25 protein-coding genes are annotated in these 25,339 nt (G+C 43.2%); 6 read left to right on the top strand and 19 right to left on the bottom strand.

The features are described from left to right. Positions 1–12: 12 nt before the first annotated feature. Positions 13–708: a monofunctional biosynthetic peptidoglycan transglycosylase gene (gene mtgA, locus G458_RS0117005; protein ID WP_026952956.1), complete on the bottom strand. Its 696-nt coding sequence runs from the start codon at positions 706–708 to the stop codon at positions 13–15. A 214-nt stretch (positions 709–922) separates the two neighbouring features. On the opposite strand from mtgA, the gene G458_RS0116995 reads away from it, so the two are divergent. Then, positions 923–1,387 (top strand): MaoC family dehydratase, encoded by a 465-nt coding sequence (locus tag G458_RS0116995; protein ID WP_026952955.1) that lies wholly within the window; start codon positions 923–925, stop codon positions 1,385–1,387. Here G458_RS0116995 and G458_RS0116990 read toward each other — a convergent pair whose 3' ends face one another. The 6 genes from G458_RS0116990 to G458_RS0116965 all read right to left on the bottom strand — a co-directional run bounded on the left by G458_RS0116990 (position 1,388) and on the right by G458_RS0116965 (position 7,770). Next, a complete protein-coding gene (locus G458_RS0116990) occupies positions 1,388–2,113 on the bottom strand; it encodes a tRNA threonylcarbamoyladenosine dehydratase (protein ID WP_026952954.1) in 726 nt (241 codons plus the stop codon). Then, on the bottom strand, positions 2,110–2,757 hold the full coding sequence (locus G458_RS0116985) for a TatD family hydrolase (protein ID WP_026952953.1): 648 nt from the start codon (positions 2,755–2,757) through the stop codon (positions 2,110–2,112). The genes G458_RS0116990 and G458_RS0116985 overlap by 4 nt, the downstream gene beginning before the upstream one ends. 76 nt (positions 2,758–2,833) lie before the next feature. Further along, positions 2,834–5,272 (bottom strand): outer membrane beta-barrel protein, encoded by a 2,439-nt coding sequence (locus G458_RS0116980; RefSeq protein ID WP_322786244.1) that lies wholly within the window; start codon positions 5,270–5,272, stop codon positions 2,834–2,836. A 207-nt stretch (positions 5,273–5,479) separates the two neighbouring features. Then, positions 5,480–6,085, bottom strand: coding sequence for a superoxide dismutase (locus G458_RS0116975; RefSeq protein WP_026952951.1), 606 nt, complete (start codon positions 6,083–6,085; stop codon positions 5,480–5,482). A gap of 105 nt (positions 6,086–6,190) precedes the next feature. Beyond that, positions 6,191–6,634, bottom strand: coding sequence for a nucleoside deaminase (locus tag G458_RS0116970; protein WP_026952950.1), 444 nt, complete (start codon positions 6,632–6,634; stop codon positions 6,191–6,193). Positions 6,635–6,642: 8 nt separating this feature from the next. Beyond that, on the bottom strand, positions 6,643–7,770 hold the full coding sequence (locus G458_RS0116965) for a hypothetical protein (RefSeq protein WP_026952949.1): 1,128 nt from the start codon (positions 7,768–7,770) through the stop codon (positions 6,643–6,645). Positions 7,771–7,982: 212 nt separating this feature from the next. On the opposite strand from G458_RS0116965, the gene G458_RS0116960 reads away from it, so the two are divergent. Then, positions 7,983–9,095, top strand: a complete 1,113-nt coding sequence (locus G458_RS0116960; protein WP_026952948.1) for a Na/Pi symporter — start codon at positions 7,983–7,985, stop codon at positions 9,093–9,095. Here G458_RS0116960 and deoC read toward each other — a convergent pair. The 6 genes from deoC to G458_RS0116930 form a co-directional block, all read right to left on the bottom strand. Then, complete coding sequence (gene deoC, locus G458_RS0116955; protein ID WP_026952947.1) at positions 9,092–9,757, bottom strand: deoxyribose-phosphate aldolase; 666 nt, start codon at positions 9,755–9,757, stop codon at positions 9,092–9,094. The two genes, G458_RS0116960 and deoC, sit on opposite strands and share 4 nt — an antisense overlap. Beyond that, positions 9,741–10,967, bottom strand: a complete 1,227-nt coding sequence (locus tag G458_RS0116950; protein ID WP_035468495.1) for an NAD(P)-dependent oxidoreductase — start codon at positions 10,965–10,967, stop codon at positions 9,741–9,743. The genes deoC and G458_RS0116950 overlap by 17 nt, the downstream gene beginning before the upstream one ends. A 249-nt stretch (positions 10,968–11,216) precedes the next feature. After that, the gene (locus G458_RS0116945) at positions 11,217–11,762 is read right to left on the bottom strand and encodes an FKBP-type peptidyl-prolyl cis-trans isomerase (protein ID WP_026952945.1); all 546 of its coding nucleotides are present in this window, start codon (positions 11,760–11,762) and stop codon (positions 11,217–11,219) included. 6 nt (positions 11,763–11,768) lie between these two features. After that, entirely contained in the window at positions 11,769–12,326 is a 558-nt protein-coding gene (locus tag G458_RS0116940) for an FKBP-type peptidyl-prolyl cis-trans isomerase (RefSeq protein ID WP_026952944.1), read from the bottom strand. A gap of 24 nt (positions 12,327–12,350) precedes the next feature. Then, complete coding sequence (locus tag G458_RS0116935) at positions 12,351–13,277, bottom strand: FKBP-type peptidyl-prolyl cis-trans isomerase (RefSeq protein ID WP_026952943.1); 927 nt, start codon at positions 13,275–13,277, stop codon at positions 12,351–12,353. Positions 13,278–13,319: 42 nt separating this feature from the next. After that, entirely contained in the window at positions 13,320–14,354 is a 1,035-nt protein-coding gene (locus G458_RS0116930) for a DHH family phosphoesterase (RefSeq protein ID WP_026952942.1), read from the bottom strand. 180 nt (positions 14,355–14,534) lie between these two features. Between G458_RS0116930 and G458_RS0116920 the strand changes: the two genes are divergently transcribed. After that, positions 14,535–14,957 carry a nucleoside-diphosphate kinase gene (locus G458_RS0116920; protein WP_026952941.1) on the top strand — a complete coding sequence of 141 codons (423 nt, stop codon included), beginning with the start codon at positions 14,535–14,537 and terminating at the stop codon, positions 14,955–14,957. 60 nt (positions 14,958–15,017) lie between these two features. Here the strand turns inward: G458_RS0116920 and G458_RS0116915 are convergent, their stop codons facing one another. The 4 genes from G458_RS0116915 to G458_RS0116900 form a co-directional block, all read right to left on the bottom strand. Then, on the bottom strand, positions 15,018–15,836 hold the full coding sequence (locus tag G458_RS0116915; protein ID WP_026952940.1) for a TPM domain-containing protein: 819 nt from the start codon (positions 15,834–15,836) through the stop codon (positions 15,018–15,020). Then, positions 15,817–16,251, bottom strand: coding sequence for a TPM domain-containing protein (locus tag G458_RS0116910; protein WP_026952939.1), 435 nt, complete (start codon positions 16,249–16,251; stop codon positions 15,817–15,819). The genes G458_RS0116915 and G458_RS0116910 overlap by 20 nt, the downstream gene beginning before the upstream one ends. A 5-nt stretch (positions 16,252–16,256) precedes the next feature. After that, positions 16,257–16,847: a LemA family protein gene (locus tag G458_RS0116905; RefSeq protein WP_026952938.1), complete on the bottom strand. Its 591-nt coding sequence runs from the start codon at positions 16,845–16,847 to the stop codon at positions 16,257–16,259. Between the two features lie 103 nt (positions 16,848–16,950). Next, a complete protein-coding gene (locus G458_RS0116900; protein WP_026952937.1) occupies positions 16,951–18,198 on the bottom strand; it encodes an aspartyl protease family protein in 1,248 nt (415 codons plus the stop codon). A gap of 214 nt (positions 18,199–18,412) precedes the next feature. Here G458_RS0116900 and G458_RS0116895 point away from each other — a divergent pair, with 214 nt between their 5' ends. Then, a complete protein-coding gene (locus G458_RS0116895) occupies positions 18,413–18,889 on the top strand; it encodes a Fur family transcriptional regulator (RefSeq protein ID WP_026952936.1) in 477 nt (158 codons plus the stop codon). Here G458_RS0116895 and G458_RS0116890 read toward each other — a convergent pair. Continuing rightward, positions 18,870–19,316 (bottom strand): SRPBCC family protein, encoded by a 447-nt coding sequence (locus G458_RS0116890; RefSeq protein ID WP_026952935.1) that lies wholly within the window; start codon positions 19,314–19,316, stop codon positions 18,870–18,872. The genes G458_RS0116895 and G458_RS0116890 overlap by 20 nt on opposite strands. Then, positions 19,316–19,930, bottom strand: coding sequence for a cytochrome c oxidase subunit 3 (locus tag G458_RS0116885; protein ID WP_026952934.1), 615 nt, complete (start codon positions 19,928–19,930; stop codon positions 19,316–19,318). Before G458_RS0116885 ends, G458_RS0116890 begins: the two co-directional genes overlap by 1 nt. A 126-nt stretch (positions 19,931–20,056) precedes the next feature. Between G458_RS0116885 and mfd the strand changes: the two genes are divergently transcribed. Both mfd and gldJ read left to right on the top strand, forming a co-directional pair. Then, positions 20,057–23,404 (top strand): transcription-repair coupling factor, encoded by a 3,348-nt coding sequence (mfd, locus tag G458_RS0116880; RefSeq protein WP_026952933.1) that lies wholly within the window; start codon positions 20,057–20,059, stop codon positions 23,402–23,404. A 179-nt stretch (positions 23,405–23,583) separates the two neighbouring features. Then, a complete protein-coding gene (gene gldJ, locus G458_RS0116875) occupies positions 23,584–24,807 on the top strand; it encodes a gliding motility lipoprotein GldJ (RefSeq protein ID WP_026952932.1) in 1,224 nt (407 codons plus the stop codon). The last annotated feature ends 532 nt before the right edge of the window (positions 24,808–25,339 follow it).

Genomic DNA, 25,339 nt, shown 5'->3' with positions numbered 1-25,339 from the left:
AAATCAATTCTTTTATTTCCCAAATCCCACAGGAGCCAAATTGTTCATTTGACGGAGAATCCAAGACTGGCGACCACGGATGTAAGCGGTTGGCCTGGAGGGAGTCCAGCGGATTGGATTTGGAAGAACTGCTGCAATCATTGCAGCTTGGCTACGGTTTAATTTGGCCGCTGGGATCTTGTAATAATACTGGGAAGCGGCCTCAATTCCATAGATTCCGTCTCCCATTTCGATGACATTCAGGTACACTTCCATGATCCTTTCTTTGGACCAAATTAGCTCTACAAGTACCGTGAAATAGGCTTCCAGGCCTTTTCTTACATAGCTCCTGGCAGGCCATAAAAACACATTCTTGACAGTTTGCTGGGTAATCGTACTTGCTCCTTTTACCCTCTTGCCTTTCTTATTTCCTTCCCAGGCTTTTTCCATTGCTTCAAAGTCAAATCCATTATGATCTAGAAATTTCTGATCCTCTGCAGCTACCACAGCCTGAGGCATGTTTTTGGAAATTTCATCAATGGAGACCCAATCTTTGTACAACCTTACTTCTCTCTTTTCATCAAACCCTTGCTCAAACAGCCGGATTACCATTAATGGAGTAACCGGAACCGGTACAAAGCGGTAAAAAACAACCAGCCCTATAGATAGGCCAAAAAACCAAAGGGCTGTCTTCCAAAGAAATCTCCAGATCCAAAGGATTACTTTCATATGCTTGGATTAAACGATCGCAAATACCGGTGCAAATTGGGAGAAAAAAATGGCATTTTAATTTCCCAATCAAAAATCTCGGACCAAACTAAGGGACTTGACTTCAAACAATTAATCTCTTTTTCTTTCTTGAGCCTTAAATTCCGCGGATTATCCTATTTGTAATTCCAGAGGAATCTTATGTATTTTGAAGCAAACCAAAATTATAAGCTTAATGAATCCCCTACGAATAGGCAGCTTTGAAGATTTTGAAAGTCATAACGGCCAAGAACTAGGCGCCTCAGATTATTTTAGAATCACCCAATCGCAGATTAACCTTTTTGCGGACGCTACCCACGACCACCAGTGGATTCATTGTGATCCCGAAAGAGCCAAAAAAGAAGGCGCATTTGGCAATACCATTGCCCATGGGTATTTGACATTAAGTATTGTACCCCACCTTTGGGAACAGATCGTTCAGGTCGAAAACCTGAAAATGATGATCAATTATGGAATTGAAAATCTCCGATTTGCTCAGGCAGTCACCGTGGACAGCGAGGTAAGATTGGTGGCTAGGCTAAAAAATGTCGCAAATCTCCGTGGGACTGTAAAAGCTGAAGTTGAAGTAAAGCTGGAAATCAAGGATCAAAAAAAGCCTGCTTTCACAGGCCTTTTGGTATTCCTTTATCATTTTCAATAATCAGCTTTCTAAAAGATCATTCACCACCGTGGCTGCACAGGAGCATCCAAATGCGGCTGGCAAGAAAGACATGGTCCCATAAGCAGATTTTTTGAAGTTTTTGCCATCAGTCAGCATGAGGCTCTCTTTTATCACCCGCTCAGTGGAAAATACAGCTTTGAATCCTGAATAGATATTACGGTAGCGAAGCTTCTTCCGGACAAATTTGGCCAGCTTGCATTCATGGGTTTCTGAAATGTCTACCACCCGGATTTTGGTCGGATCCACTTTTCCTCCTGCACCCATGGAGCTTACCAAGGGAAATCCACGTTTGTAGGCTCCTTCGATCAGGTGAAGTTTTGGGGTAAAACTGTCTATGCAGTCCACCACGTAGTCGAAATGATTCTCCTCCAATAGGGCCGTCATGTCATGGGGATTCAAGAATTGACGGAGGGTGTGGATTTTCAGTTTGGGATTTATCGAAAGCAATCGCTGCTCCATCCATTCTGCTTTGGACTGCCCTACATTTAGCTGGGTGGCAGGTAGCTGACGGTTGCAGTTGGAAATATCCACGGTATCACCGTCAATAATGGTCATCTCTCCTACTCCAGATCTACAGATAAATTCTGCCGCAAAGGAACCAACGCCTCCTAATCCCACGACCAATACATGTTTATTGGCTAATTTTTCCAGTCCTTCTCTACCTACAATCAGCTCCGTCCGACTGAGCCAAGCAAATTCACTCATTTGATTTTTCTAGATGAAATTTTGTTCCAATTATCCCTGACTTGCTGATCAATCCGATCCAAAGGGAGGCCCAAAATTAGGGAAGCAGCTTGATAAATCTGAGCAATTTCGATTTTGGAATCGTCAGTTTCCAGGAAAACCCGATCCAAAGGAACTCTTTTCAGCCATTCGGCAGCGTGGCTACTAGGAAGAAGCAAGTGCTTTCCAAAGGAAAAATAGACTGGATAATCCAAAAGTGCCTGACCCAATTCGGGTTTCAAGTTCCATCCATGCCAGAGGATATTGGGGAGGGATTTTTCTTTTTTCAAAAACTCTAAAAATAAATCATGCCCTTTGACGCAATGTAAAATCAAGGGAACCCCCAACTCGTGGGCCAACTTAGCTTGGGCTCGAAAAGCACTTTTTTGAAGTTCAAGGGCTGGCCCTTTTAGCCGGTCAAATCCACACTCTCCAATGGCTAAAATGGAGGTGTTTTGTTGCACTTGTTTTGAAATCTCCTCAAAAATATCCTCCCAACCCTCCTCCAGAAACCAGGGATGGATTCCCAATGAGCAGGCTTGATGATTTGCCAATGTATCCAGACCAGCATTTTGGATGGAATTAGCCTTACCTGTCTGATGTGTATGAAAGTCCCAGAAATCCATAGGACGAAGCTTCACCTTTTCCCTAAAAAAACAAAGCCTCTCCAAAAGAAGAGGCTTTGCAAGGCTGGTGGTTGGTTTAATCCAATCGGTTTCTTTCTTCGGAGCTTCCGGTACTAGACCTCACTCTGAAGCTTTCACCTTTGGCAAAATTATATCTCAAGGTAAACCGGATTCCCTGGTTACTACGATACTGTCTGAAGGAGGTGTCGATATCAGCAAAATCTACCTTGGCACGGATTACCTGAGTTCGAAACAAGTCCGTTCCGTTGACGGATAGTGAAAGCTTGTCTTTCATCAGGGACTTGGTAAGCCCCAAATCTACCCATCCAAAGCCTTCTATTTTTCCTTGACCCCAGATTTGAGGACCCAAATACATTCCCATCAATTCCATCTTGAATCCTTTTGGCAGCACGAAATTCTGCTGGGTTCTGGCCATGTAGGACACTTGCCCAACATCCAGGAAGTCATCTCCGATCTGAGTCTGGAACTGGTTGTAGTTGACCTGAACCATGTTGGATATATTCCACCATTTCTTGATTTCAAAAGGAAGGATGGCTCTGAAATTGGCATTTCTGGTCTTATCAAAGTTATCCGTAAATGTGGTTGTGGTTCGATCCTCCTGATCTTGTTCAAAAACCTGCATGAAGGTATCCTCAGTCACGCTGTAACCTAAGGTGAATTGGTAGGCTCCCTTGATCACATGGTTCATTTCAAAGTTCGTGGAATATTGAGGTGTCAATCCCGGGTTACCTTTCTCTGAAGTCAGTGGATCTATGTAGTACACAAAAGGATTCAACAATCGGTAGTTAGGTCTTGTAATTCTACGGTTCACATTATAGACGACTTGATAGCTGTCACTGACTTTGTGCTGCACAAAGAAGCTCGGGAACAGGTTGAAATACCTTTGTGTATTGATTTCTTTTAAGGTCACTGAATTCCCGGTGATATCAGAGTATTCCCCTCTTAGCCCGGCTTGATAGCTTAGTTTTTTGTTGAAAGATCCTTTTAGAGATGCATATCCTGCCAAAACATTCTCTTGGTAGATAAACTGATTGGAATTCGGATCCTGCTCAAAAGGCCCCTCTTCTTCAGATTTGCTCAAATTCAAATCATTGTCGGATTTCACCCAGCTTCCTTTAAGACCAGTTTCCAAAATTTTTCCTCCCTTTAAAGGCTTGGTAAAATCAACCTTAGAGGTAAAGATGGTATAATACATATCGTTTAGGGTTCGGATCCTATCCCGATCCACAGCGTTGGGATCTAGGTCGCTCCAAAAGTTATTATTCAACATCGAGGAGCTACTGTTATCCATCAAGGTGAAGTCCACATCGGCTGAAATCTTGGTTCCCAAAGTATCCAGTTTAGCATCATAGTGAAGGTTGGAGAACACACGGGCTCTTTTCCCTTCAGCATCATTCAGGGACTTGATGTAATTGTTGTAGTCTTGTCCCGGGTTGGTCACTGTAGTCTTGGAATCACTGGTATTTTGATCGCTTGCGGAAGAAAGCTGAACATTTAAGCCCAGATTTTGATTTTTGTTGATCTCATAGTTAGCAGATCCTACAAAAGAAGGAGTCCTGTATCTCGAAGTGATTCTGGAATCCTGGTTGAAGCTGGATATTCCATTTTCCAAGGTGAAATTCCGGAAGATATCCAAGTCATTATGATTGGCATACTCATTATAGTTGAAGGTTCCATTGGTGGACCATTTTCCTTTTTTCACATTCAAGGTGGCACCGGCATTTGGAGCATATAATCCGTTGTATTGGCTTCCAAGCTGAACATTCCCAAATACACCATCTACGGTATTCTTTTTCAGCTGAATGTTGATTACTCCAGCGGAGCCTTCCGCATCAAATCTTGAGGAAGGATTATTGATTACCTCGATGCTTTTGATATTGTCAGCCGGCATAGATCGGAGGAAATTCGCCAAATCAGTGGCACTCATATAGGAAGGCCGATCATTGATCATGACCGTGACACCGGATCTGCCATTGAGATTGATATTGCCATCCTGATCCACATATATTCCCGGAGATCTACCAAGTACATCCAAGGCATTGGATCCTTCCGCCATGACCGTTCCTTCCACGTTGACAATGGTCTTATCAGGCTCAATGATTATCTCAGGACGAGAGGCCTTCACGGTAACCTCATCTAATCCTGTCATTTCATCCTCTATGGTGAGCTTTCCAAAATCCTTTGCTACTCCAGGCTGAAGCTCAAAAGTCTCGGTGGAAAAGCTCTTATATCCGATGGAGGAAATCACCAATTTTACTTTGGCACTTTTGACGGACTCGATCAGGAAGTTTCCGCTTTCATCAGAAACAGCCCCGTCTATCAATCCTCCATCTACAGAGATCAAGGCAACATTTGCATAAGGAACAGGCTGACCTTTTTGGTCTTCCACTTTTCCTGAAATTTTCGCTACCTCTTTGGGAAAGGCAGCCAGATTACTTATCCCCAAGAGGTAGATAAGAAAGGTCAGAAAAATAAAGCTGGTTGTTTTCATCATTTAATAGATTGGCTTAGTCTTTTACTTGTGCCAGTCTATAGGAAAATGAAATGCCAAGGAGTCAAATACTGCCTAAAATAGCCCCAATCAGCTTTTTCCAAAGCCCCAATAAAAACCACTGTCTCAATACCGAACAATATTTTATTCGGTTTAGGACAAAAAAATCCCGAACCAGTGGTCCGGGATCCTTATTATTTCATCTTCTAATTAAAGCGCAGCTTTGTATCTTTTCTCTACTTCAGCCCAATTGATGATATTCCAAAAAGCAGAAATGTAATCCGGTCTTCTGTTTTGGTAGTGCAAGTAATAAGCGTGCTCCCACACGTCAAGACCCAAAATCGGAGTGCCTTTAATTTCGGCAACATCCATCAAAGGATTGTCCTGATTTGGAGTAGAAACTACTTCCAAAGTACCAGAAGTAGTCACGATCAACCAAGCCCATCCTGAACCAAATCGGGTTGCAGCGGCTTTGTTGAAGACTTCTTTGAAAGAATCAAAGTTTCCGAATTTAGCGTTGATGGCACCTGCCAAATCACCTGAAGGTTCGCCTCCGCCAGTTGGAGAAAGGATTTCCCAAAACAGGCTGTGATTCCAGTGACCACCACCGTTGTTTCTGACAGCTACATTGGAACCAGCCACCTGCATCAACTCTTCCAAAGATTTGTTTTCGAGGTCAGTACCTGCGATCGCATTGTTTAGGTTAGTCACATAGGCATTGTGGTGCTTACCATGATGGATCTCCATGGTACGGGCATCAAAATGCGGCTCCAGAGCATTAAAAGCGTAGGGTAAAGATGGGAGTGTAAAAGCCATTATTTTAAAATTTAGGGTTAAACATGAATTTCTTATTCCTTAAATCTAAGGTGTGTTTTGAAAACCCAACTTGACCAAAAAAGGTTCTCTATTCCTCAAAAAGACTTAATCTCTCAATTTTTTGAAGAAATCGGTCACCAGAATCTGGGCTTCTTTTTCCAAAATCCCCGAAAAAACCTTGGTTTTGGGATGCAGCATGGAGGCGTTGCATTGATGAAATCCCCTTTTGGGATCCGATGCACCATAATAGATTTCCCCTATTTGAGACCAAAACAAGGCACCTGCGCACATGGGGCAAGGTTCTAAAGTTACGTACAATTTACACTCAGGGAGATATTTAGCGCCCAGGTAGTTTGCCGCTGAGGTAATGGCTATCATCTCCGCATGGGCGGTGACATCCTGAAGCTTTTCGGTTTGGTTATAACCGCGGGCGATGATTTTATTTTTGGATACAATCACCGCTCCTACGGGAATTTCACCCTCTTCAAAGGCCATTTTGGCCTGCTTAAGGGCTTCATTCATGTAATATTCGTGGCTAAATAATTCCAAAGCTCAAGTTAGAACATGGCGATTATCTCGTCTCTTACTCCTTTATTGATGATTACCGCAAGAATCAAGGAAACCACAAGACCTACCAATGCTTTGAAAACATCCTTTCTTCCCAATCGGAAAGCTCTAACCAGCCAGGCATTTCTCTTTTTGGCTTTGCCGTGCTTGCCAACAGCAATGGCTAATTCACGACCTGCCAATAAGCCAATAAATACCCAAGTAGTACTCATCGGTACTTTGCTGTGAATCTTAAAGTAGAACAGGATGACTGCATAGACCAAGTCCACAATAGTAGCAGCTCGGACGTCGGTGACATTGGATTTCTCATTGACGATCGCCTGAATCTTATCTCCTTTCAGATAAAACAGGAAGCCCAGTCCCAAGAAAACAAAGCCAGTGTAAACCGAAAACTCCACCACGTCCAATTGTCGTGGAAGGAATACTGCAATATTCGCCGCATCCTGCATGATCCAGACTGCCCACAAAATACCGGAAGTGATCCATTGAAGGACCATCCAATAAGGTTTGGGTTGGCCTTTTAGGTAATTCTTAAAAAATCGCTCCAGCGTAAACCACACGATTATCGCCAAGCCAAAAGCCAAGAAATATCCTACAAAGCTTTTGAACATCACATCGACGATCGTTCCGGCTTTATAAGTAAAGACGTTGAGCAGCAAAAATGTCGTGGAAACTGGCATCCTCATCCGGGTAAGAATCAAGAGGACAATCGGTGCTGCCAGCTGTAAAAAGACAAAACTTTCCGGAGCTTTTTCGAGTCCGGGTACACTCAGTCGCTCATAACTCACATCCCCGTTGAAATTGACCCAGCTGTAGGTCACGGTGCCGACAAAGATCAAACCCATGAATAGCCAAAGCATCCACCAAGGTCTTTTAGTATTGGAAGCTATAAAGGTTCCGATCGTCTGGATACTGTCATTAGCTATCGCTGAATAAGCTGCCAATGCAAACCCAAACCACATCGCAGCATAGGTATATGGGGTGATCAAACCTGCGATGGAGATAAGGATACATATCGTAATTAGGAAGGGACGCTCACTTTTGGTGAAATCAAACAGGGAATAGACTCTTTTAGAAAGTTTGTCCTGATTGATATTCTGGTCGATTTGTTTTTTCATTGCCGGTGGCTGGGCTTTTAATGGAAGACAAAATTACAGAAGATACCTTTCCCCCATGTTAACAAATTGTTAACTAAACAGAAAAGCCCTCCAAAGGCCAATTTTGAAGACGCATTTTCAAAAAAAATTTCAACTTTTGCTCATATTATTCATTAATATTCTAAAAATTAAATTTCACAGAGGCTGCACTTAGTCGCTTACAGAAACAATTAATGGAAAACTTGGATCCCCAAAAATCCAATTCGTCTCATAAAGCCAGAAACCTAATCCTCATCGTATTAGGTCTCATCCTGTTTATTTTCTCCATTGATCTGCTGACAGTGGCGATGGCCGCCATTAACACTACAGCGGCTGAGGAAATTCTGCAGGCCACTCGGAATCCATTTATAAGTTTATTTATCGGTTTATTGGTGACTGCCCTCATCCAAAGCAGCTCCACAGTCACCGCAAGTATTGTGGCTATAGTCGCCTCCGGAAACATGAGTCTTCAACAAGCCGTGCCCATGGTCCTTGGTGCCAATATCGGGACCACATTGACTTCTACTTTGGTATCTTTTTCCTACCTCATGGAAAAAAAGGAGTTTCGACGAGCCCTATCTGCCGGGATTCTTCACGATATGTTTAATATCCTGACGGTAATGATCCTCCTTCCCTTGGAAGTCTATTTTGGTTTCCTTTCTGGATTGTCCCAAAAAATTGCAGGTCTCTTCTCCATCGATGATTCTTTCGAAGGACCGATAGTGTACAACAAGCTTTTTACCCGACCTATCACGGAATGGATCATTGACCATATCAGCATCCCTTTTCTGACGATGATTTTGGCCGTCTTTCTGGTGTTTGGAGCGATCAAGATCCTGTCCACTGCGATGTACCGGTCCTTTGTGCTGAATAGCTTTAACAATATCAATAACCTGATCTTTAAAAAAACAGGTCTAGCTTTCCTTTACGGCACATTTTTTACCGCATTGGTCCAGTCCAGCACCGTTACTACCTCCTTGGTAGTGCCATTGGTGGCCAATCGAAGAGTAAGTCTGGCAAAAAGCTTTCCTTTTATCATCGGTGCCAATATCGGAACGACGATCACCGCTGTGATTGCCTCTTTGTACAAATCTGAAGCGGCCATTGCCTTGGCAATCGTCCACATCTTGTTCAACAGTATCGGTGCCTTGATCTTTCTGCCGTTCCCGGAAATCCGGAAAATTCCGGTTCGCATGGCCAGCTTTATGGGGAAAAAATCAGTTGACAACCGAATCCTAGGCTTTGCTTACATCCTCTTGATGTTTTTTATCATCCCCTTTTTGTTGATCTACTTTAGCAGATCCTAAGCCATCCTCGCTTTCAACTCCTTCATGATGGCTACAGCTGAGCTTGTGCCAATACGGTCTGCACCTGCCTGAATCAACTCCAAAGCAAAATCCAAGCTCTTGATTCCTCCACTGGCTTTAATCCCAACTCCCGAGGAAAGAGTTTCCCGCATCAGGCGGATATCCTCCACTTTAGCTCCTGAGGGCGCATAGCCCGTGGAAGTTTTGACGAAATCGGCTCCTGCTTCCTGACAGATCAAGCAGGCCTCTCGGATTTGTTCCGGAGAAAGGTAGGCCGTCTCAATAATTACTTTTAAGATCCGCTCCTCGTCGTGACAGATTTTGGAAAGCTGAGCGATTTCGATTTTGGGCCAGTTCATACCGGAATGAAACGCCGTCTGAGACCAAACCAGATCCAATTCATCCGCCCCGTTTTTGATCGCTTCCCGAGCTTCTGCAACCTTCGTAGCCGTATCCTCAAAACCAAAAGGAAAACCCAAAACAGTAACTACTTGAATGTCCTGATCTTTGAGATCTCTTTTGACTTTTTTCACCCAAAAAGAGGGCACGCAGACTCCCACAAATTGCCATTCAATCGCATCTTTGACCAATAATTCCACATCCTGGTCCGTCATGGTCGGTTTTAAAACCGTGGATTCCAGAAATCTATTCAGGTTTTTCATCGGGTGTTTCTTTATTCACATATTCTTCCAAATACATAAATTCCAAAGTCAAATCTCCATCTCGAGTGACGGTCGCTCTTTCCAGAATTTCAGAATTTTCTTCCAATAAGGCAGGAATCACCCATTGGGTAAGTTGCCTTCCAAACTGCTCGCTGGACTCCCGCGGAAGTTCGCAGGGAAGATTATCGATCGCCATGACGGATATGCTGGTTTGGCTTCCAAAAGCTGCAATTTCAAGGCCGCTTTCGCGATCTACATCATACACCGGATCTGAAATTTTACTCGCTCTGAGGGTCGTAGGTATCGATCCTCCGATATCACAGGTAATATCCGCAATCACAGAAAGCGAAAAATCAGGGGATTTGATGTCCTCCAAGGAAAAAAGTCTGGGAGCACCAGGATTCCAATATGCGGCCCCGATCAGCATTTCTCCTTCTTCAGCAAACTTCAGAAAATGGCTTTCATAGCGCTCCGGAAAGGTATAAAATTCCTCCTGATCAAATCCTCCATCACTTTTCCTCCGGTTATAATCCGAGGACCTCAACACTACAAAAATCGGTTCCTCGTAATAATTGTGCAGAAAATCGTGGGTATTCACCTCCTTCAGTCCCAAGGACTGGAGTATCTCCATCACTCCTTTTCCGACTCTTCCTGCTCCGGTTACAATGATCTTGATCGGCGGAAGTTGGACCTTTTTCAATTCTTGGTGAAGCGCCGATAAGGTTTGAAGATCTTTAGCTCTTTGGAGGTCATAAAGGTCGGTTTTCTGTCCATACGTCCAAAAAGCATTGTAAGCCCCTACGATACCAGCCCAGCGACCAAAAGCAACAACCCGATTTCCGTTTTCATCCTTCAGTACCTCATAATCAATCAAGCGGATGTTTTTATCCAAGATTGTCCGGAGGAGCTTCTGGTTGTAGAGTTGCTTTTTGATGGTGTGGGAAAAAAAGAAATAGGTCTTCTCCGGAATCAATTGAGCCACAGGAACCTCCTTAACCCCAAACAAGACGTCTGCCTCCGAAATATCTTCCTGAACGGGAATTCCAGCTTTCTGATATTCCTCGTCAGAATACCCTCTTTCGGAGCTGGATTGAATCAAAAAATCAAACTCATCTCCAAACTTTCCTTTTAATTCTCTAAGCTGTTCGGGAGTAAATGGAACTCTTCTGTCTGGAGGGATTTTGCCTTCGCGGATAATTCCGATTTTAATCATCTCGTATTTACTGGGTCTAAATTCTTGGCCAATTTCTGAAAGCAGGAGGTCCTAAGTCTGACCGGTTTTTATGCCTTCCTCTGGCTTTTTATTTCAGACAAGATAAAAAGATTTTTGAAGGAGTCTGGAAGATAAATCTTTAAAATCCGAGTCCAATTTGGCTTTATTTCGGTGTCCTTATTTTGGATAAGGAGAAACACCTATTCCATGGTCGATCCATAAAAAAAGGGGCCGAAGCCCCTTCAATTAATCTATTCCTAAGAAATCCACATTGAACACCAATATCGAGTTCGCGGGAATATTGGTTTTTTCAGTGTCCTTATAACCCAAAGGTGAAGGAACCACAATAACCGCTTTAGATTTGGGCCTCAACCTGCTGAATCCATAATCCCAGCCCAGAATGACTTCATTGGTGAAGAGCACGAATTGAATTGGGATATATTTTCTATCCTTATCAAAGATATCATTCGCCACTGCCACATCTTCAAAACTTGTGTCGAACACCTTACCGTTTTCCATCAGAAAACCTGTGTAATCGGAATAAACGACTGAATTTACTCTCGGACGGGAGCCCACTCCTTCCTCCTGAACAATAACCACAACGCCAGATGGATCATGAATCCGATACAAACTGTCGATTTTAGCGGTATCCAGATAAGCATCGATTTTCACACGGTCCTTAGCCAGATTTCCTTCATAATCGTATTGAGGTCCTAAGTCAAAAGGATTATTCGGCTCACACGAAAAAAGTGCAGTCAGGGCAAAAAGGAAAACGGGAATTAATCTTTTCATCAGAGATTATTGGTGATTTGGTCCAAGCTTGACATCAAGCAGGTTTAATTCAAAAACCAAGGGAGAATTTGGTGGAACAGGTCCTTGAGGCTGGTTTCCATAACCCAATCGGGAAGGGAAGATCACAACGGCCTTTTCCCCGGATCTCATCAAGGACAAGGCAAACTCAAAACCTGTTATAGCGTAGCCCACTCCCAAGGGGAATTTTAGGGGTTGGTAGGTTCTACCGGATGAGAAAACTCCGTTATCCTTTGCTATCTGCTCGATAGAAGTATCGAACACTTCATTATTAAGCAATTTGCCTGTATAGTTGACTCTAACAGTATCTGAACGGAGCAGGTTATTTATCTCAGGGTCAGTAGAAACTTCCCAAAACATATAAAAACCTTCAATGGGCTCGGAATATTCTTTTGCGTTAGGCAAAGCATTATCCCTGATGTATTTTTCTATAGCTTCTTTATCCCGCTGCAAAATGACCTCCTGAGTCTGATCAGGATCCACACAGGATGCGACAGAAAGTGCTCCCAAAATCAAGGAAGCGAATACAATCCATTTGGTTCTCATAGTTTTGGTTTAGTTATTTTTTGGTTATTTCTGAACGTCGGTTACTTCCACGTCAAAAACCAGGATAGAGTTGGCCGGAATCAAAGCTCCTGCTCCAGATTCTCCATAAGCTAGTGGAGAAGGAATCAAAAACTTCGCTTTAGAACCTTTCTTCAACAACATCAATCCTTCGTCCCAACCTGGAATTACCTGACCCATTCCGACATTTACCGGAAGAGGCTCATAAGGTCTGCCTTCGTTGAAAGCATTGTTGGCTTTGGCGATTTCTGGCCAAGAAGTATCAAACAAAGTACCGTCCAAAAGGTATCCTGCATAGTTGACATACATCGTCGTTCCAGGAGTAGTGGCTTCACCAGTTCCTTCTTTTTCGATCACGTAGTAAAGTCCGTTTTCTGTTTTTTGAACTTTCAGCCCTTTCTGAGCCGCATATTCTTCGATCTTTTTGCCTTCTTCTACGATCAAAACTTTAGCTCTTTCGGCGCTTTTGGCTTGTTCAGCCATCATGACTTCCATGTAGTAGGCTTGCATGGCAGAGTCAGTTTTGATGTCAAATGCTCCCAATTTCACAGAAAGTAAATCATCCTCTTTCAAGAATTCAGGGAAATTTCCGTTGAAAATGATTTTCGCAGTGGACTTGAAGAAAATAGAATCTCCTTTTTTCAGGTTAAGGAAAATCTCATCCATCCCGTTTTGTGGAGTCAAGGAATCATTTGCCATCAGATATCCTGGGAAAGGCTGATCCAAAGTGGTATAGATCACCGAATCGCTCGCAGTGGCGATTTCCAGGTTGTACAGCAAAAACTGCCCGTTAGGGGCTTTTTCAGAACCTTCCTTGATGTAAGTAAATTCGATGCCGTCCTTTTCAGTAACTTTGGTTTTCTGACAGGAGGAAAGAGTGCTCACACCGATAGTCAGTGCAAGAGCTGCCAAAAGGCTGTGTTTGTTTTTCATAAAGAGTTTAAGAGAATTTCATTGAATGATTGAGATCTGCTTTTAATCTGCAGTAATGCTTTCCGAGTGAAACAATTCCGCCTGACTTTCTTCCACGAGCTTTTCAAATAACTCAACAGTATCTTTCAGGCTTTGGGCGGATTTCCCTCCAGCGGCATTCTTATGACCTCCTCCGTTGAAGTAAGACGCAGCGAATTTGTTAACCGCTACTTCAGTACTGGAACGAAAGGAGATTTTGATGCCATCTTCCCTTTCGGAAAACAATGCAGCCAATTTAATCCCATCCAAAGATAGGGCATAATTGACCAGACCTTCAGTATCTCCAGTCCGGCTTTGATATTTTTTAAGATCTTTTTTGCTGATGACAAAATAGGCAGTATGCAAATCCTCTCGGACCACCAGCCTTCGTGTTATCGCAAATCCGATAAATTTTAGTCGATTGACCGAGTTGGAATCATAAATCCAGTTGGCAATTTGAGAAACATTCGCTCCCAAATCAATCAACTCCGCTACGACCAGGTGGACGTTTTTGGTGGTATTGGGATGTCTAAACCCACCCGTATCGGTCATAATACCGGCATAGAGGCACTCCGCAATATCTTTATCAATCAGCTCTCGGTCACCCAGCTGGACGATGAGATCGTACACCAGCTCACAGGTGGCTGCAGCTTGGGTGCTCCAGAATTTGAAATTGGAAAATTCTTCCGGATCCTGATGGTGATCAATGTTGACGATGTATGCATTGGATTCCCGAATCATTTCCCCAAGCTCATTGACTCGGTTCAATACCGAAAAATCCAAGCAAAAGATCATGTCCGCCTGCTTCAGTTTTTTGATTGCAAGTTTTTGATCCTCAGGCTTGGTGAAATCCAGCACCTCTTCATTCCCTTTCATCCAATTCAGAAAAGAGGGATAGTCCGAAGGCGTCACCACCGTCACCTCATGCCCTTTCTTGAGTAGGTAGTTAGCCATGCCCAAAGAAGAACCCAATGCGTCAGCGTCGGGCTTCACATGAGTAGTGATGAATATTTTTTTGGGTGAAGAAAGTTCTTTTTGAAACGTAGCTAAAGCTTCCATTTAATATCGTTCAGCGGCACTTTTGGCTCCAGTAGCCTGCAAAGGTCAGTATTTTTTTCAGAAAAGCCAAAGTGAGAACTTTCCTGAAAATGAAGCATCTAGGATAGAATTGAAACAGGATCAGAGAATATTCTCCTGAATTCTCCTATTTTTGCGGCCAAATTAAACCAAATCATTCCCATGGCAGGAAACAGAACATTCACCATGATCAAGCCGGATGCTTTCGAAGCTGGCAATTCTGGCGCAATCTTGAAAATGATCGAAGAGGCAGGATTCAAAATCGTAGCGATGAAAGCTACCCGCTTGACTCCTGAGCTTGCAGGTAAGTTTTACGAAGTACACCAGGAGAGACCCTTCTACGCAGACCTTTGCAAATACATGTCTTCTGGTCCTATCATCGCAGCTATCCTTGAAAAAGACAATGCGGTAGAGGACTTCAGAGCTTTGATCGGTGCTACCAACCCAGCAAATGCTGCGGAAGGAACCATCCGAAAAATCTTCGCAAAATCCATCGAAGCCAATGCGGTTCACGGATCTGACTCCGACGAAAACGCAGCTATCGAGGGCAATTTCTACTTCTCTCAATTGGAAAGAGTACTTTAATTCCAACCCAAACAAAAATCAAAAAAGCGCCTCTCCAAGGGCGCTTTTTCGTTTTAAGGCTTACCAACTTCCTCCTGCTCCTCCTCCTCCAAAGGATCCTCCGCCGAAGCCGCCAAATCCTCCGCCTCCTCCGAAGCCACCTCCTCCAAAAGAACCTCGGCCTCCGGAGAAATCTCCCCATTTGCCCTGATTGGAACCTTTGAGCATGTTGGCCAGCATGATGGTCGTCCAAAGATCAATTCCTCCTCCTTTGCCTCCCATGTGGTTGTCATTGTCCTTACGGTTTTTGATCAAAGGAATAATGATGAAAATCAGAACAAAGAGGAATATCAATAAAGCGGCTCCACCGTGGTCTCCATCGGAAGTCACTTCATCGGCTTGGTATTCTCCGGATGCCAATTTGATAATCATATCTGTAGCCTGATCCAAGCCTTCATAATAGGCTTCCATTTTGAAATTGGGAATGATCAGATTGTTGACAATCCGTTTCGCCAAAGCGTCCGGAACAGCCCCTTCCATTCCATATCCCGTCGCAATAAATACCTTTCGGTCATTCATTGCAGCCAAAATCAGGATTCCATTGTCATTTTGGGCACCTCCGATTCCCCAAGCCTGAGCCAGACGTTGGGAATAATCAGCAATTTCGTATTCACCTGTGGACCTCATCATGACAATGGCAATCTGGGTAGAAGTACTGTCATTGTATGCCACTAACTTTTGCTCCAGCTGACCGACTTCCTGAGCACTAAGCGTACCGGTAAAATCATTAACCAACTTGGGAGGATTAGGCACAGGAGGGAAGTCCTGTCCAAAAAGTTGAAAGGAAATGGATATTAGGAATAAGAAGAGGATGTGGGATTTACCCAAATGAAATGTCATCCGAAAGTTCGTTTTTGTCTGTGGCAGAATCGTAAGGGAAATGGGTGCTCAATTGCTCTCCGGCTTGCTGAATTCCTTCCATCAAGCCCTGGGTAAACCTTCCCTCACGGAAGTGTCCTGCCATGATATTTTTACATTTTTCCCAAAAATCCGGAGCTACAACGGCATTGATGCCTGCATCACCTAAGATGGCAAACTTGTGGTCTTCTATTGCCAAATAGAAAAGCACTCCATTTCTGTCCTTGGTTTGGTAGATTTTCAGGGTTTCAAAAACCTCCGCAGCTCGGTCCAATACCTCGCCTTTGCAGTGGCTTTCGATGTGGATTTGAATTTCCCCGGAAGTAAGGAGCTCGGCAGCTTGGATGGCTGCTACGAGTTTTTGCTTTTCTTCCGGGGAAAATAATTTTTCAGCCATAATCCTTAAAACTGAACGGTTGGAGCATTTTCAGCACCAGCTGAGGCTTCGAAGTAGCCTTTGGTTTCAAATCCATACCAACCCGCAAATATGTTGTTCGGGAAGGTTCTCAGGTTTGAATTGTAATCTTGTACCGATTCGTTGAAGTTTCGACGAGCTACTGAGATTCTGTTCTCTGTTCCCTCCAGTTGAGCTTGGAGTTCCAGAAAGTTCTGGTTGGCTTTCAGGTCAGGATATCGCTCCACTGTGACCAATAACCTGCTCAAAGCACCCGACAACTGATCCTGGGCTTGCTGGAATTCAGCCAACTTATCCGGGGTAAGATTAGTCGGATCGATTTGAATGGATGTGGCCTTGGCACGTGCTTCAATCACACCGGTCAAAGTCTCCTGTTCAAAATCCGCATATCCTTTCACAGTATTGACCAAGTTCGGAATCAGGTCAGCCCTTCTCTGGTACTGAGTTTGCACTTCAGCCCATTGTCCGTTGATGACTTCCTCTTTTTGGACAAACATATTGTAGGTCCCCACCGCTTTGGTGTAAATAAAAATGCCTACTACCGCAAGGATAGCAATTGGAATCAGAATTTTTTTCATAGTTCTAAGTTGGTTTTAAAGCGAGGAATGTTCACGGAATTTCCTGGCTTTAGTTGTTTATAAGAATCAAATTTATCCAAATTTTCTTTTGCCGACTTGTTTTCTAAATCTGTTTTCGAAGAAAAAAGCTCACTTTGTAGTCGTCGTAGTTATTGATATCATTATTGATATATCTCCTCATTTCCAACTGGATCTCTCTTCCCTCTTCTGACCTCAGAAGCTTAAACACCTCTGCTAGCTCCCACAGGAAAGCCGGAACCTTGTTGATGGAAAGAATTTCATCAAATGGCATGATTCCAACCCGATATGCAGGCGATCCCTGCCTTACCTCACCGATGTAGAGTCGGTTTTCATCATTGGGGAGCTTTTTCACAATCAGGCCACTCATGTCAAATTCAAAAGGTGAATAGAAGGTCTGCCCTTTTCGAATCAATAACCTTTTCCGGGGATAATCCAGGATCAGACGGGTTTTTCCCAACACCTCTGAGCCCAAACTTCCCATCCTTCCACTCGCCTTGATGATCGCACTGTAATCTGTTTCTTCAGGATAGGAAGTCAAAACCTGTTCCATCGATAGGCCTCCCAAGGTGAGTTTATCCACTCTTCCAATATAGCCATATAAAATCCCCCCAAGGGACTGGCCTAATTCTGACTCGATGAATAGGTGAGGCATTTTGATAGAGTCGGTTGTTTCCCGATTCAGCAGCAATCCATGATTCGCACCTGTATCAATCAATAATTTGGCCTGCAACTTTGGTCCTCTGGCCTGTTTGATTTTGGCGTCAATGTAGGCCTTGCTGTCTTCAATGGTCATGTCCATTTTTCTGTAAAAAGGGGGCTTCCACTTAATGGCCTTTTCCTTGAAAAAATCCAACCAGCCATCGTCATAATTAACTCGAACCGGATTGAATTTGAAAAACTCATAGCCGATAACTCCATAGACTGGAACTCCAATGACTGATTCCAATTCGAAAAAATCCTGCTCCAAAACCAATAAACTCTGAAGTCTTCCCTCTATCGGTCCTAGGTCTAAGGTGTTGATCGGAGAAACTTGTGCCATGATCTGATCACTTCCGTCTGCACCGACAATATTAATCCGACGGGAATATTCCAGACCCACTGCGTCCCCAAGGCTTTTGCTGAACAAGATATTAGACCGCACTCCTGTGTCAATCAAAAAATTAATGGGCTCGCTACCATTGATTGAAACCGGAAGAATAATCAAGCTATTGGAAGAATAGAAGGGTAAACGAACCATTCTTTTTTCCTCTTTCATAAAGAAACAGGGCACTTGAGCTTTTGCGACAAAAGCCCCTAGGATGATAAAAAAGAGAAACAAATATTTTTTCAAGAGCCGGGATATTTGGGTGAAATCGTCTCTATAAGATAACAACTTTTAGACTGAGTACTCTACATATAAAAATCGAATTCCAGCCATAAATGTTGCAGGATTACCTAGGAGAAGTAATATTTATTTAGAATAAACCCAAATTACCAGGCTTTGAAATAGGTGGGTTGCCAAACAAATCCTAATCCTCCATCTTTAAATTCGAGACCTAAATACCATGGCAGATACTGTACTGATAGAAAAAGCCAAAAAAATATTTGAAAACTTCCTTGTCAAACAGGGAAGCCGGAAAACTCCTGAGCGATTTTCAGTGATCGACGAATTGTATCTATTACCGGAAGATGAGCATATCGATGTCGAGGGGCTGTTTTTGAAAATGAGGAACAAGGGCTATACCATCAGTCGGGCGACCATCTACAATACACTTGACCTTTTGGTGGAAAGCGGCTTGGCCGTGAAACACCAGTTTAAGGATAAAGTGGCTCTATATGAACAGGCGCTTACCTATAAGCATCACGATCATCACGTGTGCAATCAATGCCGAAAAATCCGGGAATTCTCAGATCCTCTGATCAATCAGATTAAGGAGACTATGGGAAAAGAGTTTCAATCTGCCATTACTAGCCACTCTCTGGTTTTGTATGGTGATTGCAAAATCAAAAATTGCGATAACCTTAATTCTCCTTCCTTTTGAAAATTTTTCGATAGATCGGCTTTCGATAGGCAAACTGAAGGGAAAGCAGCGGGTACATTGCCCAATTCATCCAGGAAAACGGGGCCTCAAACTCAATCTCATCCACAATTTTAGACTGAATCCCGGTGGAGATCACACGATGCTTATGTTTCCATTTTTTGAGGAAAAAGGGCAATTGAACTCCTTCATCTATAAAATAAAACTCCAGGTCGTCAGTATGGTCTGCTGTGATTTCACTGGTCCATTTTTGCTTGAAAAGCAGAAAATTCAACTCCAGGCTGACCCAGTCTCCTTTTTTGCATCCGTCAAAACGGAGGACTTTCACCGGTGGAAATGGTGGGCTTAATTTTCGGAAAAGCGATTCATCAAATCCGGCCTTTACGTCCAAATATCCTTGTTCTACGGTTGTTTCAAGTTTTAATTTCATCAGAAGCTCAGGATAAATAATAGGAACAAAACAAGCCAAATCACATCCATAAAGTGCCAATACAAGGTGAATAGACGGATTCGCATTTTTTCAAATGGATTGGTAACCAATATTAATTTTCGGATTCCGTCTTCTTGGGTTTTGCGAAGCTGAAACAAAAGTATCAACCCAAAAACCATAGCACCCAACAAATGGAAAATGTGAATGCCGGACAATACATAAAGGAAACTTCCACTGGGAATCCCTGTGAAATTAATTCCCATCAGCTCAAGTTCTTTCCATCCTGCAAACTGAAGAATGGTAAAAGCCACTCCCAGAAAAAAAGTGTTTCTCAATGCTCCTTCCAACTGGGGAAGTTTTTCTTCCTGATAATACAGGCGCATTTTGCTGGCGGTATATCCACTCAAAACCAATAGAAAGGTCGAGATTAGAAAGGCAATCGGAATATGGCGCCCAGGGCCCTCCAGAAGGTGAAGTCCCGAGAACAGGTACGCAGCGGCCAAAAACAGAAAAATCAAACCAGTACTGATCATCCCCAAATACATCAGCATTTCGTAGGGATGGAGACTTTCCAACCTTTGGATTGTGGAAGAAGAGCTATTCGGTTTTCCCATATTTCCCAAACATTTTAAAACCCGCTTGGTTCAGAAAATTACCAATTCTGAGGATATTCCTCTCATAAAAGACAAAAGCCCTAAATTTGTCCCTCTTAATCCTATCACGTCCCAAACTCAACGAAAGTGGATCGTAAATCCTTGATTTCTTTATATCAGTCAGACCCGATTTTTCAAACTCTCAGCCACCAGCTCAATGCTCAGGAGAAATTCAGGGTGCAGGTCAGAGGACTTTCTGGAAGCTTGGACATGTTGGTGTTTTCAGCGTTTTTCCTTCAAAATGAAGGCACACACCTCATCATTGCACAAGACAAAGAAGAGGCAGCCTATCTTAATTCTGATTTGCAGAATCTACTGGGAAAAGACGATTACCTGATATTCCCCAGCAGCTTTAAGCGCCCCTACCAGTATGACGAAGTGGACAATGCCAATGTCCTGATGCGGGCCGAAATCCTGAATAAAATTCTCGAATCCAAGGAAAAGTCCTCTATTTATATCACCTATCCGGAGGCCTTGTATGAAAAAGTCATCAACAAAAGATCCTTGGTGGAAAACACCTTTTCCGTGCGGGTGGGGGAGGCGATAGACATGGAGTTTGTCTCAGAGTTGTTGGCGAGCTATGACTTTGAGCGAACGGATTTTGTATATGAGCCTGGACAGTTTGCCATCCGTGGGGGAATATTGGACGTATTTTCTTATTCCCATGAACACCCCTATCGATTGGAACTATTTGGGAAAGAGGTGGAAAGCATCCGGACTTTTGATGCCGAAAGCCAGCTTTCTATAGATTCGGTTGACCAGATTTCTTTGATCCCCAACGTACAGACCAAGCTTCTTCAGGAGGTTCGGCAGTCATTTTTGGAATTCCTTCCAGAAAAAACCACCCTTTGGATCAAAGACTACCAACTGACTGTGGACGTGATGGAAGAATGCTTTCACAAGGCAGAACAGGCATTTTCCCAGATTGTCAACCAAACCAAAGCAGAAAAACTGGTACTTAAGCCTCAGGACATTTTCGAATCAGGAAAGAATTTTATCAGGCAGGTAGAGAAATTCTCCGTGGTGGAATTTGGGAGGCAGTTTTATCTCAAAACCGAAACTAAAACAGTTTGGGAAAGCCAGCCTCAGCCTTCTTTCAACAAGAACTTTGATTTGCTGGTCACCAACCTTTCTGAAAATGAAAAACTTGGCTACACCAATCTGATCATCGCCGAAAACGAAAAGCAAATCGACCGACTGCTGGGGATATTTCACGAATTAGATCCTACACTTCAAGTTCAAAGCATGCTTCTCGGTCTTAGAGAGGGTTTTGTAGACCGAAACTTAAAGATTGCCTGCTATACCGATCATCAGCTTTTTGAGCGATTCCATCGCTACAAGTCCCGTCACAAGGCCAGTAAATCCAAGGCACTGACGATCAAAGAGCTGAAGAGCCTTCATCCTGGAGATTTTATTGTCCATGTGGATTATGGGGTAGGAAGGTTTGCCGGGTTGGAAAAGGTAGATGTGGGAGGAAAAATGCAGGAAGCTGTCCGACTCGTATTTAGGGATGATGATCTCCTGTATGTGAACATTCACTCTTTACACAAAATATCCAAGTATTCTGGTCAGGAAGGTCAAACCCCATCCATGTCCAAACTCGGATCTCCGGAATGGGAGAATAAAAAGAGCCGTGTCAAAAAACAGGTCAAGGATATCGCCAAAGATCTGATTAACCTGTATGCGAAAAGAAGATCGGCTCATGGATTTCCCTTTTCCCATGATTCTGTACTTCAAATCGAACTTGAGTCCAGCTTTATTTACGAAGACACTCCAGATCAAGCCTTGGCTACCTCTGATGTCAAGTCCGACATGGAAAAGCAATATCCTATGGATCGATTGGTGTGCGGGGATGTGGGATTTGGAAAAACTGAAGTCGCCATCCGGGCAGCGTTTAAAGCAGTCAATGACCGAAAGCAGGTGGCGGTATTGGTACCTACTACCATCCTGGCGATGCAGCATTATCAGACTTTTAAGGAAAGGCTTGAAAATTTCCCGGTTAAGGTGGATTACATCAACCGATTCCGAACAGCAAAAGAAATCAAAGAGATTGTCTCTCAGGTCAAGACCGGAGAAATTGATATTTTGGTGGGCACCCACAAAATCGTCAATAAGGACATTGTATTCAAGGATTTAGGATTGCTAATAATCGACGAGGAGCAAAAATTCGGAGTAAAAGTCAAGGACCAGCTCAAGAACCTGCGGGTAAATGTGGATGTGTTGACTTTGACTGCTACGCCAATCCCAAGGACTTTGCACTTCTCGCTCATGGGAGCCAGGGACCTTTCAGTGATTGCCACTCCTCCTCCCAATCGTCAACCGGTGACCACGGAAGTGCAAACTTTTCAAGAAGAAGTCATCAGGGATGCCGTTTCCTATGAACTTCGCCGCGGAGGTCAGGTTTTCTTCGTGCACAATCGGGTTGGGGAAATCGACAGTATTGCCAACCTGATCATGAAGCTGGTACCGGATGCAAGAGTGGTGGGAGCTCACGGGCAAATGGATGGGAAAAAACTGGAAAAGATCATGGTAGATTTTATCAACCATGAATACGATGTCCTAGTCTCCACCAATATCATTGAATCAGGCCTGGATATACCCAATGCCAATACCATTATCATTAACCGGGCTCATATGTTTGGTCTCAGTGACCTTCATCAAATGAGAGGTCGGGTGGGCCGAAGTAATAAAAAGGCATTTTGCTACCTCCTTACGCCACCGATGTCCGGGCTAACCCCGGAAGCAAGAAAACGGCTGCAGACTTTGGAAGAGTTTTCAGATTTGGGGGATGGGTTTAAAGTAGCCATGAAAGATCTGGATATTCGAGGCGCAGGAAATCTCCTGGGTGCAGAGCAAAGTGGATTTATTACAGATTTGGGCTTTGAGATGTATCACAAAATACTGGATGAGGCTGTCCAGGAATTGAAGGAAAATGAATTTGCGGCGCTTTTTGAAACAGATCTCAAGGAAAAAGTAAAAGTCTTGGTTCAGGATTGTACCATTGAAACAGACTTGGAGCTTTTGATTCCGGAAGAATATGTGGGAAATATCAGCGAAAGATTGGGCCTGTATTCCAAACTGGATTCCATTAAAAACGAAGAAGAATTGGGGAAATTTTCCGACATGCTTCAGGATAGATTTGGGCCATTACCGGAGGTTGTAAAAGAGCTTCTGGAAACCGTCAAGCTCCGATGGCTGGCAGAGAAATTGGGAATTGAAAAGCTGGTTTTGAAAAACCATCAGATGAAATGTTATTTATTGCCATCTAGCCGGGATGATTTTTATTCCTCTCCGATTTTTGGAAGTATCATGAAATTTGCTCAGGTTCATTCCCGCATTTGTAAAATAAAAGAATCCAAAAACCGTTTGATACTTACCATCGAAGGCATAAAGACCATCAAAGGGGCCGAAAGGATGCTTTTGGAAATGAATTAGTAAAAAATCATAAAAATTTAACTGGCATAAATATTGTGATTTCGACCTAGAATTTTGCAGAATATGCTTCATTTTAGGCATTTGAGGGTGTTCGCCAATTTTACCAATCCTAAAAATCATTGGAACTCGGTTTCAATGCTTCTATATTAGCAAACTGAAATAGACCAAACTTCTGAAATATGCGTCTTACAAACAATTCTTGGGGACTTTGGGCATCAACGCTGATGCTGGTTTCTGCGAGCATTTTGTCCTCCTGTAATAAAACTCCGGGATACGGTAGAAGAACCGCAAACGACCCAGGTAAAAAAAGTGCTACCACCGGTAGTGCCTTTTCCTTTGACGAAACTGACTCCACCAACTTTTTTGTAGCAAGAAAAGCTGAGCAAATCCCTGGGCCAAACTTGAAATTTATTCAAGGTGGTAGAACTGTCTTAGGTTCTCAGGAAGATGACATCATGGCTTTCCGTGACAACTTGGAAAGAACCGTTTCCATTGCCTCTTTTTATATGGATGAAACCGAAATCACTAACAATGATTATCGGGAGTTCCTTTTCTATATGAAAAAGAAAGTAAGTGCTGACTCCATTGCCAAATTGGAGCCTGCAGATAATGTTTGGTCTGGTGCCATGTCTTTCAATGACCTTTATCAGTCGTATTACTTTAGATTCCCAGGTTTTAATTTCTATCCTGTAGCAGGAGTATCTTGGAGACAAGCGGACACTTATTCAAAGTGGAGAACAGAGATGGTTCAGGACTTGGTTAGAAAAGAACGAGGAATAGACTCTTCATTTACAAAAAATCAGCTGATCGAACGAGGTGTAGCTATTGCAGACTTCAGACTTCCAAACGAAGCAGAGTGGGAATATGCAGCCAAGGCGATGATCGGAACCCAGTATTTGGATGAAAATCAAGAGTACGGCCGAATCTATCCTTGGGATGGAAGAGGGGTAAGAAATCCTTACAATGTTAAAAGAAAAGGAAAGCAGGGTGATTTCTTAGCTAACTTCAAAAGAGGACGCGGTGACTATGCGGGTATCTCAGGTAACCAAAGAAATGACGGGGAAATCCTTCCTACCAACGTCTATGACATGGCTCCAAATGATTTTGGTCTTTACCACATGGCTGGAAACATGAACGAATGGGTTTATGACGTTTATCGACCATTGACTTTCCAAGATGCTGATGATTTGAACCCATTGAGAAAAGATGGAGTCTATGATGAGCAAGAAAATTATGAAACCTCTATGTTCACCGATGAGCTTAGAGTTTATAAAGGCGGTTCTTGGAAAGATGTAGCTTACTGGCTTGCTCCGGGTACCAGAAGATTTATGCACCAAGATTCTGCTACCAACCATATTGGTTTCAGATGTGCAATGATCTCCATCGGAGAAAGAGGAAAATAATCCTGTCTAAAATATTGATGAAGCCCGGCAGAAATGTCGGGCTTTTTTATGCCCTCAATGGGATTCTTGATTAAAAGGTGGTTTGGATAGAATGCCAAGGATCAAATAACCAAGGATCTTAGTGCCCACAATAAAAAATAAATGGGGAATGAGGAGCTTACTTAAGTCTGTATTTGGGGAAAGGTTTATCAAAAAAAGACATTCTTCAATAAGCCCAAAGCCAATTATTGCCCACCTAGATGAATTGCGAATAATCGATTGAAGCCTTGTTTAGGACTATCTATCCACTTATCAAAACCAAAAAGCCTGTCCGATCTGGACAGGCCTTTTGGTTATAAGTCTTTTCTCTTGATACCTCAGTTGGATTACATCGTATCCACTTTCTTCTGTCTTCCGGTATAGCCGAAGGAGCTTTTGCCCACTCTCAGCTCTGTGCGTCTGTTCAGCTGATGCATCGCCGGAGTACAGGTCACCGTGTTGCAGTCATGGATCGGGCGGGTCTCTCCAAACCACTGGTATTCCAAGCGGTTGT

This window comes from Algoriphagus mannitolivorans DSM 15301 (assembly GCF_000429425.1).
Classification (GTDB): Bacteria; Bacteroidota; Bacteroidia; order Cytophagales; family Cyclobacteriaceae; genus Algoriphagus; species Algoriphagus mannitolivorans.
Note: the sequence above shows the minus strand (reverse complement) of the source record. Positions and strands in the feature narration are given on the sequence as shown.